Raw genomic sequence first — 12867 nt, 5'->3', positions numbered from 1 at the left:
CGGCGCCCGCGGTCCTTGACGCGCTGTAACTTTCGGCCAGGCCCCGGAGGGACTTACGCCGACTTGCGGCTGTCTCGGGGATGAACCGCGATGTTCATCGCACCGGAGCGCAGAACCGCCAGGCGCTCCGCGAGGACCTCTTCGAGTTCCTCGCGGGTTCGCCGCTCCATCAGCATGTCCCAATGCGTACGCGCGGGCTTGGCCTTCTTCTCTTCCGGGCCGTCGCCGTCCACGAGGAGTGCCTGGGCCCCGCAGACCTTGCACTCCCACTCCGGCGGGATCTCCGCCTCGACCGAGAAGGGCATCTCAAACCGGTGCCCCTTCTCGCATGCGTACTCCACGGCCTGGCGGGGGGCCAGGTCGATGCCGCGGTCCGTCTCGTAGCTGGTCACCACGAGGCGCGTGCCGCGAAGAGCTCGCTCACTCATGAATCGTGCCTCCCGGGCTTGTCGCCCACAGGACAGGTGTCGCTGTCGTCGTCATCCGGTCAACGTCCGGTCGGCGGTAAAGATTCCCGTTCCGAGTCCCGTTCCGGGTCATGCGTCGCCGTCGTAGCCGCCCTTGTTGTACCCACCAGCGCCCGGTTTGTCACATCTGCTAGCAGATGTAACACAGCGTTTCGGCATCTTTGACGCGCAGTAACGGTACGCCTGGCAGGCCAAACGCGTACACTACAGCCCTTTCGCGCCGAGTGCTAAATCCTGTCAGGAACCGGGTTCCCCGCTTCTTCGATCGCACGCCGCACCGGAACCCGTACGAGCAGGGCGAATCCGATGACGAAGAAGCCCACCAGAGAGAGGATCGCGTCCCGGTAGCTCCCGGTCAGCTGATAGGTGAGCCCGAACAGCAACGGCCCGAGCCAGCTCATTCCGCGGTCGCTCATCTCGTACGCGGAGAAGTATTCGGCCTCCTTGCCGGGCGGGACGAGATGGGAGAACAAGGACCGGGACAGCGCCTGGCTGCCTCCGAGGACCAGGCCGATGCCGGCGGCCAGGACGAAGAACCACACCGGCGCCCCGGCCGGCAGGAAGTACCCGGCGGCCAGTGTCACCGTCCAGGCGACCAGCGAGCCGAGGATCGTGCGTTTGGCCCCGTAGATCCGGGCCAGCCGGCCCATCGTCAGCGCGCCCGCCACCGCCAGCACCTGCACGAGCAGGACGGCGCCGATCAGGGTGGACTGCCCGAGGCCGAGTTCCTCGGAGCCGTAGACCGAGGCCTGGGAGATCACCGTCTGGATGCCGTCGTTGTAGACGAGGTACGCCAGCAGGAAGGCGAGGGTCAGCGGGTGGCGGCGCATGCCGCGGACGGTCGCCGCGAGCTGCCGGAAGCCCGGGAGGGCCGCCTCCCGCGCGGCTGTCCTGCGATCGCGGAGCCGGGTCAGCGGGATGAGGGCGAACGCGCCCCACCACAGGCCGGCCGACGCCAGGCAGATGCGGACCGCCGTGCCCTCGGAGACGCCGAAGCTGTCGTGCCCGGTGTACAGGGCCAGGTTGACGACGAGGACGAGCGAGCCCGCCGCGTAGCCGAAGGCCCAGCCGCGGGAGGAGACCGCGTCCCGCTGCTCGGGCGGGGCGATCTGCGGCAGGTAGGAGTTGTAGAGCATCATCGCCACGGACTGCGCGGCGTTCGCGACGATCAGCAGCGCCCCGCCGAGCAGATAGCGCTCGCCGTCCAGGAAGAACATGGCCGTCGTGGCCGTGGCCCCCAGGTAGGCGGCGGCCGCGAGGAGGGGCTTCTTGCGGCCGGTGCGGTCGGCGGCGGCGCCCACCAGGGGCATCACCAGTACGGCCACGATCACCGACAGGGACACCGCGTACGCGAAGAAGGACCCGGCGCGCACGGGGATACCGAGGGGGTGGACGTACCCGTCGGCGTCGGCCGCCGACTCGGCGACCGACGTCAGATAGGGGCCCAGGAACACCGTGAGCACACTCGTCGAGTAGACGGAGCACGCCCAGTCGTAGAAGTACCAGCCGCGCTGCTGGCGCCTGAGTTCGGCGGCCCCGTCGGCCGGCGGTGTCCGCACGGTGTCGGTGCCCACCCGCGCCCTCGCTTCCCCGTGAACGCGCAGAGGCGACCGGCCGGGGGTCTCAGACCCAGACGCCGCGGTCCTCCATGACCTTGCGCAACGTGTCGATGTGATCGGTCATGATGCCATCCACGCCGAGGTCCAGAAGCCGGTGCATGCTCTCGGGATCGTTGACGGTCCACACGTGCACCTGGAGCCCGCGCGCGTGGGCGGCGTGGAGGAAACGGTGGTCCACGACCTGGATGCCGGACTGGATCTCGGGGACCTGGGCGGCGACCGCCGAGCGGCGCACCGCCGCCGGCAGCCACCAGGAGCGCAGCCGCAGGTTGAGCACCCCACGGGTGCCGTACGAGGTCGCCAGGCGCGGGCCGGCCAGCCGCTGGGCGCGCACCACGCGGGCCTCGGAGAACGAGCCGAGGCAGATCCGGTCCCAGGCGTCCGTCCGGCCGACCAGGTCCAGGAAGGGCAGCAGGGCGGCCTCCGCCTTGACGTCGACGTTCCAGCGCACCTCGGGGAAGGTCTCCAGGAGCTCCTCGAAGAGCGGCACCGGTTCCACGCCCGCCACGCGCGCGTGGCGCACCTCCTGCCATGGCAGGTCGGCGATCCGGCCCGCCCCGTCCGTCACCCGGTCCAGGGTCGCGTCGTGGAAGGCGACGAGTTTGCCGTCCCGGGTGGCGTGGACATCGGTCTCGATGTAGCGGTAGCCCGCCTCGACGGCGCACCGGAACTGCCGCGCGGTGTTCTCCAGGCCGGCCGCGGCCCCGCCCCGGTGGGCGAAGGCGATCGGGCCGGGGTGGTCGAGGTAGGGGTGGCGTATCCGCGGGGTCACGGACGCAGTATCGCTCCTCGGGGTTGACCGGTGGCAACGACCGCGCTGCCGCCGGATGCCGAGGGGACGGCGAACACGCGCAGGAACAGCTGGGCGAGCGGGCCGATCGCCACCGCGTACAGGAGGGTGCCGATCCCGACGGTGCCGCCCAGGGCGAAGCCGGTGGCCACGACCGTGAACTCGATGACGGTGCGCACCAGGCGGATCGAGACGCCCGTGCGCTGGTGCAGTCCCGTCATCAGGCCGTCGCGCGGGCCCGGGCCGAAGCGCGCCGCGATGTACAGGCCGGTCGCCGCGCCGTTCAGGACGATTCCGGCCACCATCAGCGTCACGCGGAGCGTCCAGCCGTGAGCGTCGGGCACCAGGGCCAGCGTCGCGTCCATCGCCATGCCGATGACCAGCACGTTGGAGATCGTGCCGAGGCCCGGCCGCTGGCGCAGCGGGATCCACGCGAGCAGCACCGCGGCGCCCACGATGGTCAGCACGACGCCGATCGACAGACCGGTCCGCTCGGCGAGGCCCTGGTGCAGCACGTTCCACGGCTCCAGCCCGAGCCCCGATCGGACGAGCAGCGCCGAACTCGCCCCGTACAGCGCGAGACCGGCGTAGAGCTGTGTCAGTCGCCGACCCAGTCGCCGCTGCGTGGACATGAGGTGCCCCCCTGTTGGTAGTGGACTGCTGCATGACACCCTGTGGCTTGGGTGGAGAGGCCCTCCATGGCCAATCCGGGGAAGGTGGACTGATTCTCATGGCGCAGTGGACCTCGGCCGTGGGTGCGGCGCAGCTCGCACGGCTGCTCAACTCCCAGCAGGACCGCCCTGCGGGGCCCGGCACACGCCGACCGCCCGCCTACCGGGCGCTCGCCGACGGCATCCGCCTGCTGGTGCTCGAAGGACGGGTCCCGGTGGCCGCCCGGCTGCCCGCCGAGCGGGAACTCGCCCTCTCCCTGTCCGTCAGCCGTACGACGGTCGCCGCCGCGTACGAGGCGCTGCGCAGCGAGGGGTTCCTGGAGTCCCGGCGCGGCGCGGGCAGCTGGACCGCCGTACCGGCCGGGAACCCGCTGCCCGCGCGCGGGCTGGAGCCCCTGCCCCCCGAGGCCCTCGGCTCGATGATCGACCTGGGCTGTGCGGCGCTTCCGGCCCCCGAGCCGTGGCTGACCCGGGCCGTGCAGGGCGCGCTGGAGGAACTGCCGCCGTACGCGCACACGCACGGCGACTATCCCGCCGGGCTGCCCGCGCTGCGGTCGATGATCGCCGAGCGCTACACCGCGCGCGGGATCCCGACCATGCCCGAGCAGATCATGGTGACGACCGGGGCGATGGGTGCGATCGACGCGATCTGCCATCTGTTCGCCGGGCGCGGCGAGCGCATCGCCGTCGAGTCGCCCTCCTACGCCAACATCCTTCAGCTGATGCGGGAGGCCGGGGCCCGGCTCGTGCCCGTCGCGATGGCGGAGGGGCTCGCCGGGTGGGACATGGACCGCTGGCGGCAGGTCCTGCGGGACGCCGCGCCCCGGATCGCGTACGTCGTCGCCGACTTCCACAACCCGACCGGTGCGCTCGCCGACGAGGACCAGCGGCGGCGGCTGGTCGACGCGGCCAGGTCCGCCGGGACCGTGCTGATAGCCGACGAGACGATGACCGAGCTGTGGCTCGACCCGGACGTGCGGATGCCGCGGCCGGTGTGTGCCTTCGACCCGGCCGGGTCGACGGTGATCACCGTGGGGTCGGCGAGCAAGGCCTTCTGGGCCGGGATGCGCATCGGCTGGGTGCGGGCCGCGCCGGACGTGATCCGCAGCCTGGTCGCGGCGCGGGCGTACGCCGACCTCGGTACGCCCGTACTGGAGCAGCTGGCCGTCCACTGGCTGTTCGGTACGGGGGGCTGGGAACAGGCCGTGGAAGTGCGGCGCGAGCAGGCGCGGGAGAACCGGGACGCGATCGTGGCGGCGGTGCGGCGGGAGCTGCCCGAGTGGGAGTTCGAGGTGCCTCGGGGTGGGCTGACCCTGTGGGTGCGGACGGGGGGTCTGTCCGGATCCCGGCTCGCGGAGGCGGGGGAGCGGGTGGGCGTGCGGGTGCCGTCCGGGCCGCGCTTCGGGGTGGACGGGGCGTTCGAGGGGTATGTGCGGTTGCCGTTCACCGTGGGGGGTGCGGTGGCCGAGGAGGCGGCCGTGCGGTTGGCCGCGGCGGCGCGGATCGTGGAGGACGGAGGCGTGGGGGCCGGCGAGTCGCCGCGTACGTTCGTGGCGTAGCCCGCGACTGCCGAGGTCGGCCTGACCGGCCGCGGCTAGGGCGCCTTCGTGGGCTTCGTCAGTACGGGTACCGCATCGGGTTCCACCGGCTCGGGCTCCGGCACCGTCTCCGTCTCCGGTTCGACCGGCTCCGGTTCCCCTTGCGCCGGATCCGGATCGGGCACCGTCTCCCCGTCCGCCGGTGTCGTGCGGGGCGGGACGAGGTCCAGTACCGCCTGGCGGTGGGCGTCGGACGTGGCGTCGTCGTAGGGGTTGGGCGTCGCCGGAACCTGGAGGCGGTGGACCGGGCCCGTGCCCAGGCGGGCGTAGCCGCGGCCGGGTGGGACCTGGTCGACGGGGGTGGTGTGCGGGGGTGCGCCCAGGACGGACTCGACCTGGTCGGCCGTCGCCGGGCCGAGGACCACGCGCGCGCGGGTGTGCTGCCGTACCGCGTCGCTGAGCGTGTCGGCGCTGTCGAGCTGGTCGGCCACCACCACCGTCACGTTCGCCGGGCGGCCGTGCCGCAGGGGGACCTGGAGGAGGGACTGCGGGTCCTTGCGGTCGTCGGCGGCGGCCAGGTGGGTGAACGCCGTCGGGCGGTCCAGGAGGATCCACAGAGGACGCTTGGTGTCGTCGGGCGGCGGGTGGCCCGCCTGGTGGGCGCGGTTGGCGGCGATGAGGCGGCGCTCCGTCTCGTGCGCGGCCCACTCCAGACTGGCCAGCGCCCCGGTGAGCCCGCACTCGACGGCCAGGACGCCGTCCCGGCCGGTCAGGCAGGCGTACTCGCCGGTGCCGCCGCCGTCCACGATCACCACGTCGCCGTGCTGGAGGGCCTGGAGGGCGACGGACCGCAGCAGGGTCGAGGTGCCGCTGCCCGGCTGGCCGAGGGCGAGCAGATGGGGCTCGGTCGAGCGCAGGCCCGTGCGCCAGACGACCGGGGGCACGTCCCGTTGCTGCTCGCCATAGGTGAGGGGAAGCGTGCGCCGGACCTGCGTGGGGTCGGTGAAGCCGAGGACCGTCTCGCCGGGGGTGGTGACGAAACGCTGGGCGGCGATGTCGACGGGCAGCGGCAGGAGCACGCTGAGCGTCACCTGGTTGCCTTCTTCGTCCCACATGAAGTGGTATTCGCGGCCACGGCCGGACTTGGCCGCGAGCAGGTGCTCGATCCGCGCGCGGGCCTCGGCCTCACCGTCGGTGAAGTACGCCGGGTAGCGGACCACCAGGTGCGAGATCCGGCCGCCGTCGTCGAACGCGTAGGTGGGGAAGGCCTTGTCCCACGCACCGCCGTGGGCGTAGAGCGGCTCGGGGTCCTCGGCGGTGGAGAAGTACGGCACGAGGGCCTCGTAGAGCGCCTTGAGGCGTTCCGTCTGTGACTCGTCGGGTCCGTCGGGTGCCGCCGGGGTGCGGTCCCGGCCCTTCCAGGCCGCAGCCGCCATCAGGGTGACGGTGGCGAGCAGCGGTCCGTACGGCAGCAGCGCCACGACCAGCATCACGGAGGCCACCATGAACAGCAGCGCTCCCCGTTTCTCCTTGGGGGTCTCGGTCCATCTGCGCCGTCCGGCCGCTGCCAGCCGGCGCAGACCCCGCGTGATCGTGATCAACGGGTGGAGGACGTCGGTGGCGCTGTCGGCCGCCGTACGGGCCAGCTCCCGGCTCCGGGCGAGCTGCGCGCTGCCGTTGCTCAGAATGCGGGGGAGGGGGCGCCGGGCCACTGCTGCCTCCAGAGAGTGCGTACGGGCGGGATGCGTACGGGGAGTGGGATCGTCAGAACTTGATTCCGCCGAGGAGGCTCGCCAGGCTCTCGCCGCCCGCCTTGATGCTCGGGGCGATGGCCGTGCTCGCCAGATAGAAGCCGAAGAGCATCGCGACCACCGCATGCGACGCCTTCAGGCCGTCCTTGCGGAGAAAGATGAAGACGACGATGCCGAGCAGGACCACGCCTGAGATGGAGAGGATCATTTGAGTTCTCCTGGTTCGCGGGGACAGTCACCATGAGTACTTCCAGGCTCACAGGATGTATCCATACGACAAAAGGTGCAACTGGGTGAAATTCGGACTATTTCCCCCGGCTGGTGGAGTGGTCCCCGGCCCGGTCGTCCTGGGCTGTTGCGCTCGGCGAGGTCTGTGGTGATCTTTACCTCGGGCACATCGGGTCATGTGCCGCGCGAGCCAGTACCCTGGCGATTCACTCGTACGGCTGCACCGCTCGCAGGCGTACGCACCCGACGCGATGTGTGACGTGAGAGGCGGTCCGGCCGATGACCGAAGCCCCCGGCCCCGAGGTCGTGGAGCTGGCGACCAAGATCTTCGATCTGGCCCGGCGGGGACAGACCGAGGCGCTCGTGGCGTACGTCGACGCGGGCGTTCCGGCCAACCTCACCAACGACCGCGGTGACTCGCTCGTGATGCTCACCGCCTACCACGGCCACTCCGAGGCGGTACGCGCGCTGCTGGCCCGCGGAGCCGAGGCCGACCGGGTGAACGACCGAGGCCAGACGCCGCTCGCGGGAGCGGTCTTCAAGGGCGAGACGGACGTCATCAAGGCCCTCCTGGAGGGCGGCGCCGACCCGTCCGCCGGGACCCCCTCGGCCGTCGACACCGCTCGGATGTTCGGCCGGACGGAATTGCTCGAACTGTTCGGCGAGCACTGAGCCGACCAGTCTGACCTGGTACAACAACGAAAACGGGGGAGGCGGGACGGGGCCGCCGAAATTCGGTCGCGGCGGACGGAAATGCCGAGTCATCATGACGACGTGGTTCACGCACGTGATGGCTGGGCAGATGTTGCCGCACCGCGCGGGCCGTGAAGCGGTCCGCAAGGGCCACCGACGAGAGGCAGAGGAAGATGGTCTACAGCAAGCAGGAAACGGCGGGCACTCCGACGTGTTGTCGCGCGGCCAGGTAGTACACGTCCCCGGTTGCGTCGACGCTTGATGTGAGGCTGTTTCCCATGTTCGATCCGGTCATAGCGCCCAGCGGTACGCTGCTCGGCCTGCTCCAGCGGGGCCGCGGCGACGGCACACTGCACGCGCTCACCGCCCCGCGCCCCGAGGCGCTCGCAGCGCTCAACCAGTGCGTGCTGCGCGATCCCCGCCACGACTGGCAGGTGGAGAACCGCTCCCTCTACTACGCCCGCCTCTACCTCGACCTGAACGGCGAGCTGGACGCGATCGAGGCCCACCTCTTCGGCGCCGAGGACGTCCTCGACACCGACGAGTCGCGCACCGGGCTCGCCCTCGCCGTCCTCGGGCACCTCGCCTCCTACGGCAGGCGGGACGCGCTCGAACTGCTGCGCAGGTACGCCGCCCAGGGCTCCAACTGGGCCTGGGCCCTCGACGAACTCGCCCTCAGGGACGACGACGCGGGCCTGCGCGCCCTCGCCGCTCCCGTCCTCGCGCGGTTCCCGGCCGATCCGGAGGGTGACGCCGAGCTGGCCGCCGCCGTGCGGGACGCCTTCGAACCGCGGCCGTGGCGGCTGTGGGCCGAGGACCCCCGCGAATCCGTGGCGACACGCGTGCGTGCCGCCCACGAGACGGGCTGTTTCGACCGCTGGCAGCGACAGATGCGGCCGACCGGACCCCGCCCCGGGTGGAGCGTGCGGGCCGTCTTCGAATGGGCCCAGCAAGGCCTCGAACGAGGCGCCGCACTCCATGTCCCGGCCGCCCGCTGTCTCAGCGCGGTGGCGGGGCCCGAGGACCGGGCCGAGATCATCCAGGCGGCGAAGGACGGCGGCGACGGAGCCCGGTGCACCGCCCTGCGCTACCTCGCCGACGGCAACGATCCCGACACCCTCGGCCTGATCGAGGACGCCGTGGCCACCGGCTCGACGGTCGTCGTGGACGCCGCCGTCGACGCCTTCGAACGCATGCGCTCGCTCGCCGCCGTGGACCGGGCGCGCGGCTGGGCCCGGCGCCCGGACGAGCTGGGCGCCGCCGCCGGACGTGTCCTCGCCTGCCGGGGCGGGGCGCAGGACCGCGGCCTGGTCCTCGCGGCGCTACGCGAAGCCGTACGGGGTGAAGGCCCCGACGCACCGACCCTGTGGACCCTGATCGACGGCACCGGACGGCTCGGCATCGCCTGCGCCGCGCCCGTGCTCCGCCACATCTACCGCGAGACCGCCTCCTCCCATCTGCGCGGCCGGGCCGCCCGTGCCCTCGCCGCCACCGACCCCTCCTTCGCCACCGGCTTCGCCGTCGAGTGCCTGTGGGACTGCGAGGAGAGCACCCGCGAGCTCGCCGCCCGGCACGCCGAGACCGGAGACGCCCGTGTCGTCGAGCGCCTGCGCCGGCTCGCCGCCGACCCGGCCGAGGAGGCCGAGGTCCAGACGGCGGTACGCAGCCGGATCGGTCCCGAGGAAACCGCTGTGTGACCCCTTCCTCTGCATGAGCGTGTGACCCCCCTTGTGCCAGGACGCCAGGGCGGAATCAGGCCGCCCGGGTGAACGAGGGATGACTCGCGGGTCAGGGGCGCATGGACGTGGCCTGACCTGCGCGGGTGCGCCTCAGAACGCTCATGGGACGTTCCTCGGCCGGAAAGATCCACGTTGACGCGGCCACGTCCGGCACGGCGACAACACGGGTATGCGTGTCGTCATCGTGACCGAATCCTTTCCCCCCGATGTGAACGGCGTGGCCCACTGCGCGCTCCAGACCGCCCGGCACCTCGTCGATCGCGGTCACGCCCCCGTCGTCGTCGCCCCGGCCCCCGCGCCCGGGCACAAACCCGACGCCAACGCGCCGTGCCCCGTCGTCCACGTCCCCTCCCTCCCGCTCCCCGGCTACCCCCAGGTCCGCGTCGCCCTCCCCAGCCGCCGCCTGGCCGCCACCCTCATCGAGCACCGTGCCGATGTCGTCCACCTCGCCAGCCCCTTCGTCCTCGGCGTGCGCGGCATGGCCGCCGCCGCCCGCCTCGGCACCCCCGCCGTCGCCGTCTACCAGACCGACCTGGCCGGATACGCCCGTACGTACATGGGTGCCGGAGAGGCCGCCGCCTGGCGGCGCATCCGCTCCGTGCACGGCGCCGCCGACCTCACCCTCGCCCCGTCCAGCGCGGCCCTGCGCGACCTGGAGACACACGGTGTGCCCCGCGTCGAGCTGTGGCCGCGCGGCGTCGACACCGAACGTTTCCGGCCCGACCGCCGCGACGAGGCCCTGCGTCGCGAACTCGCCCCGAACGGCGAGCTGATCGTCGGCTACGTCGGCCGGCTCGCCCCGGAGAAGCAGGTCGAACTCCTCGCCGGTGCCTGCGGCCTGGAGGGCGTGCGGGTCGTGGTCGTCGGCGACGGCCCGAGCCGGCCCGGCCTGGAGCAGGCGCTGCCCGGCGCGGTCTTCCTCGGCCGTCGTACCGGTGACGACCTGGCCCGGGTCTTCGCCTCGTTCGACGTCTTCGCGCACACGGGCCCCTTCGAGACCTTCTGCCAGACGGTGCAGGAGGCCATGGCCAGCGGCCTGCCGGTCGTGGCGCCCGCCGCGGGCGGGCCGCTGGACCTGGTCGCCCACGGGCGCACCGGCCTGCTGGTGCCGCCGCGCGACGCGACCGCCGTCCGGGACGCGGTGCGTGCCCTGGCCGCCGACGCCGGGCTGCGGGCCGCCTTCGGTGCCGCCGGGCGCGCCACCGTGGAGGGCCGCACCTGGGCGGCCGTCGGGGACCAGCTGATCGGGCACTACGCGAACGTGCTCGCCGCCCGCCGGACGGCGGTGGCGGCATGAACGACGCTCGTTCCGGCAACAGCAGCCGCCAGTCGCTGCGGATCGTCCGGCTCGCCAACTTCGTCGCGCCCGCGTCCGGTGGCCTGCGCACCGCCCTGCGCGAACTCGGCAAGGGCTTCAAGGCGGCGGGGCACGAGCCCGTCCTCGTGGTCCCCGGCGAGCGGATGACCGACCGGGAGACCGAGCAGGGGCGGGTGATCACCCTCCCCGGGCCGCTGCTGCCCGGCACCGGCGGCTACCGCGTGCTCACCGACAAGCGGCGGGTGGCACGGCTCCTGGAGGAGCTCGCGCCGGACCGGCTGGAGGTGTCCGACCGTACGACCCTCAGGTGGACCGGCAAGTGGGCGCGGCGCGCCCGGGTCCCGGCCGTGATGGTCTCCCACGAGACCGCCGACGGCGTGCTGCGCACCTGGGGCCTGCCCGAGGGGGCCGCCCGGCGTGCCGCAGACGCCCTCAACGTCCGTACGGCACACACGTACGCGCGCGTGGTGTGCACCACCGAGTTCGCCGAGCGGGAGTTCGTCCGGATCGGGGCACGCAACGTCGTCCGCGCCCCGCTGGGCGTCGACCTGGTGCAGCGGCACCCCGCGCTGCGCGACCCGGAGCTGCGGGCGCGGCACGCGCGCGTGGACGAGACGCTGCTCGTGATGTGCTCGCGGCTGTCCGTGGAGAAGCGGCCCGGCACGGCGCTGGACGCCCTGGAGGCGCTGCGGCGGCGCGGACGCCGGGCGGTGTTGGTGGTGGCCGGGGACGGGCCGTTGCGCGCCCGGCTCGAACAGCGGGCGCGCGAGAGCGCCCTGCCGGTCACCTTCCTCGGGCACGTCTCCGACCGCGGGCTGCTCGGCGCGCTCCAGGCGTCCGCCGACGTGGCCCTGGCGCCGGGCCCCGCCGAGACGTTCGGGCTCGCCGCGCTGGAGGCCATGGCGTGCGGCACGCCCGTGGTGGCGAGCGCGTCGTCCGCGCTGCCGGAGGTGATCGGCTCCGCCGGGGCCGTCGCGGCGGACCACGGGGAGGCCTTCGCGGACGCCGTGGACCTGCTGCTGGAGCGCCTGGAGACGGACCGGCGCGAGGGGGCACGCGCGCGTGCGGAGTGCTTCGGGTGGGACGCGGCGGTCGACGCGTTCCTCGCCGCGCACGACGCGGCCGTCCCCGTGCGTCCGTTCGTGCCGGGGGGCATGGCATGAGACCCGTGCGGTTCGGGGGGCCTTCCCGGTTCGGCGGGTCCCCGAGGTTCGTGGCCCTCGGTGATTCGCTGACCGAGGGGGTGGGTGATCCCGTCGGCGACGGGGCGTGGCGCGGCTGGGCCGCGCTGCTGGCCGCCGGGCTCGGCGAGGGACCCGCCCGGTTCACCAACCTGGCGGTGAGCGGGTCGCAGACCCGGGATGTGCTGGAGCGGCAGCTGCCTGCCGCGCTGGAGCTGCGGCCCGACCTCGTGTCCGTCGTCGTCGGCGTCAACGACACCCTGCGCTGCACCTTCGACATCCAGGGGGTGGCGGCCCGGCTCGACCAGGTGTACGCGGCTCTCACCGGGCAGGGCGCGGTCCTGCTCACCGCCTGCCTGCCCGATCCGGGCACGATGCTAGGGCTGCCCGGGGCACTGGCCCACCCGCTGGCGCGGCGGCAGCGGGCCGTGAACACGGTCGTCCACGCGCTGTCCGACCGGTACGGAGCTCTGCACCTGCACACGTGCGAGGGCGAGTGGATCACGGACCGCGACCTGTGGAGCGCGGACCGGCTGCATCCCGGGGAGCGCGGGCACCGGCAACTGGCCCTGCGATTCCACACGCTCCTCGCGGAACACGGCCTCGCCACCGGGCCCGCGCCCTCGCCCGAGCCCGAGTTCCCCGGCCCGACCAGGTCGGCGAGCCTGCGGTGGCTGGCCACGGCCGGTACCGGCTGGGTGGCCCGCCGGTGCACCGACCTGCTGCCCCAGCTCCTGACCCTGGCCGCCGACGAGCTCCGGCACCGGGCCCGGGGCACCAGCGCCCGGCTCGATCTACGGGCCTCCGCCGCCGTGTCCGCCGCGCTGGCCGCCCTGTCGGTGGCGGAGCAGCCGGACGTGGCCTGACAGATC

General features: G+C 73.1%; 12 protein-coding genes. 6 read left to right on the top strand and 6 right to left on the bottom strand.

The window, feature by feature from the left end:
• Window positions 1–53 precede the first annotated feature (53 nt).
• The 4 genes from HDA41_RS06660 to yczE form a co-directional block, all read right to left on the bottom strand.
• Entirely contained in the window at window positions 54–428 is a 375-nt protein-coding gene (locus HDA41_RS06660) for an RNA polymerase-binding protein RbpA (protein ID WP_030677841.1), read from the bottom strand.
• A gap of 266 nt (window positions 429–694) precedes the next feature.
• A complete protein-coding gene (locus HDA41_RS06655; RefSeq protein ID WP_184981594.1) occupies window positions 695–2041 on the bottom strand; it encodes an MFS transporter in 1347 nt (448 codons plus the stop codon).
• 49 nt (window positions 2042–2090) lie between these two features.
• A complete protein-coding gene (locus HDA41_RS06650; RefSeq protein WP_184981592.1) occupies window positions 2091–2858 on the bottom strand; it encodes a glycerophosphodiester phosphodiesterase family protein in 768 nt (255 codons plus the stop codon).
• Complete coding sequence (gene yczE / locus HDA41_RS06645; RefSeq protein WP_184981590.1) at window positions 2855–3508, bottom strand: membrane protein YczE; 654 nt, start codon at window positions 3506–3508, stop codon at window positions 2855–2857. The genes HDA41_RS06650 and yczE overlap by 4 nt, the downstream gene beginning before the upstream one ends.
• Window positions 3509–3606: 98 nt before the next feature.
• Here yczE and HDA41_RS06640 point away from each other — a divergent pair, with 98 nt between their 5' ends.
• A complete protein-coding gene (locus HDA41_RS06640) occupies window positions 3607–5106 on the top strand; it encodes an SCO1417 family PLP biosynthesis transcription factor (RefSeq protein ID WP_184981588.1) in 1500 nt (499 codons plus the stop codon).
• 35 nt (window positions 5107–5141) lie between these two features.
• Here HDA41_RS06640 and HDA41_RS06630 read toward each other — a convergent pair whose 3' ends face one another.
• Window positions 5142–6797 carry a hypothetical protein gene (locus HDA41_RS06630; protein WP_230299582.1) on the bottom strand — a complete coding sequence of 552 codons (1656 nt, stop codon included), beginning with the start codon at window positions 6795–6797 and terminating at the stop codon, window positions 5142–5144.
• Window positions 6798–6849: 52 nt separating this feature from the next.
• Window positions 6850–7044, bottom strand: a complete 195-nt coding sequence (locus HDA41_RS06625; protein WP_059416083.1) for a hypothetical protein — start codon at window positions 7042–7044, stop codon at window positions 6850–6852.
• Between the two features lie 299 nt (window positions 7045–7343).
• Here HDA41_RS06625 and HDA41_RS06620 point away from each other — a divergent pair, with 299 nt between their 5' ends.
• From HDA41_RS06620 to HDA41_RS06600, 5 genes are all read left to right on the top strand, one after another.
• Window positions 7344–7736 (top strand): ankyrin repeat domain-containing protein, encoded by a 393-nt coding sequence (locus HDA41_RS06620; protein ID WP_184981586.1) that lies wholly within the window; start codon window positions 7344–7346, stop codon window positions 7734–7736.
• 299 nt (window positions 7737–8035) lie between these two features.
• Entirely contained in the window at window positions 8036–9454 is a 1419-nt protein-coding gene (locus HDA41_RS06615) for a HEAT repeat domain-containing protein (protein WP_184981584.1), read from the top strand.
• A 211-nt stretch (window positions 9455–9665) separates the two neighbouring features.
• Complete coding sequence (locus HDA41_RS06610) at window positions 9666–10793, top strand: glycosyltransferase family 4 protein (RefSeq protein WP_184981582.1); 1128 nt, start codon at window positions 9666–9668, stop codon at window positions 10791–10793.
• Window positions 10790–11977 (top strand): glycosyltransferase, encoded by a 1188-nt coding sequence (locus tag HDA41_RS06605; RefSeq protein ID WP_184981580.1) that lies wholly within the window; start codon window positions 10790–10792, stop codon window positions 11975–11977. The genes HDA41_RS06610 and HDA41_RS06605 overlap by 4 nt, the downstream gene beginning before the upstream one ends.
• The gene (locus tag HDA41_RS06600) at window positions 11974–12861 is read left to right on the top strand and encodes an SGNH/GDSL hydrolase family protein (protein ID WP_184981578.1); all 888 of its coding nucleotides are present in this window, start codon (window positions 11974–11976) and stop codon (window positions 12859–12861) included. The genes HDA41_RS06605 and HDA41_RS06600 overlap by 4 nt, the downstream gene beginning before the upstream one ends.
• The last annotated feature ends 6 nt before the right edge of the window (window positions 12862–12867 follow it).

Origin of the sequence: Streptomyces caelestis, assembly GCF_014205255.1 — a bacterium.
GTDB classification, from domain to species: Bacteria; Actinomycetota; Actinomycetes; order Streptomycetales; family Streptomycetaceae; genus Streptomyces; species Streptomyces caelestis.
Note: the sequence above shows the minus strand (reverse complement) of the source record. Positions and strands in the feature narration are given on the sequence as shown.

Excerpts from the sequence above, each read along its gene's own strand:
- HDA41_RS06660 (WP_030677841.1), bottom strand. The coding sequence starts at position 428 with ATGAGTGAGCGAGCTCTTCGCGGCACGCGCCTCGTGGTGACCAGCTAC.
- yczE (WP_184981590.1), bottom strand. The coding sequence starts at position 3,508 with ATGTCCACGCAGCGGCGACTGGGTCGGCGACTGACACAGCTCTACGCC.
- HDA41_RS06640 (WP_184981588.1), top strand. The coding sequence starts at position 3,607 with ATGGCGCAGTGGACCTCGGCCGTGGGTGCGGCGCAGCTCGCACGGCTG.
- HDA41_RS06625 (WP_059416083.1), bottom strand. The coding sequence starts at position 7,044 with ATGATCCTCTCCATCTCAGGCGTGGTCCTGCTCGGCATCGTCGTCTTC.
- HDA41_RS06620 (WP_184981586.1), top strand. The coding sequence starts at position 7,344 with ATGACCGAAGCCCCCGGCCCCGAGGTCGTGGAGCTGGCGACCAAGATC.
- HDA41_RS06615 (WP_184981584.1), top strand. The coding sequence starts at position 8,036 with ATGTTCGATCCGGTCATAGCGCCCAGCGGTACGCTGCTCGGCCTGCTC.
- HDA41_RS06610 (WP_184981582.1), top strand. The coding sequence starts at position 9,666 with ATGCGTGTCGTCATCGTGACCGAATCCTTTCCCCCCGATGTGAACGGC.
- HDA41_RS06605 (WP_184981580.1), top strand. The coding sequence starts at position 10,790 with ATGAACGACGCTCGTTCCGGCAACAGCAGCCGCCAGTCGCTGCGGATC.
- HDA41_RS06600 (WP_184981578.1), top strand. The coding sequence starts at position 11,974 with ATGAGACCCGTGCGGTTCGGGGGGCCTTCCCGGTTCGGCGGGTCCCCG.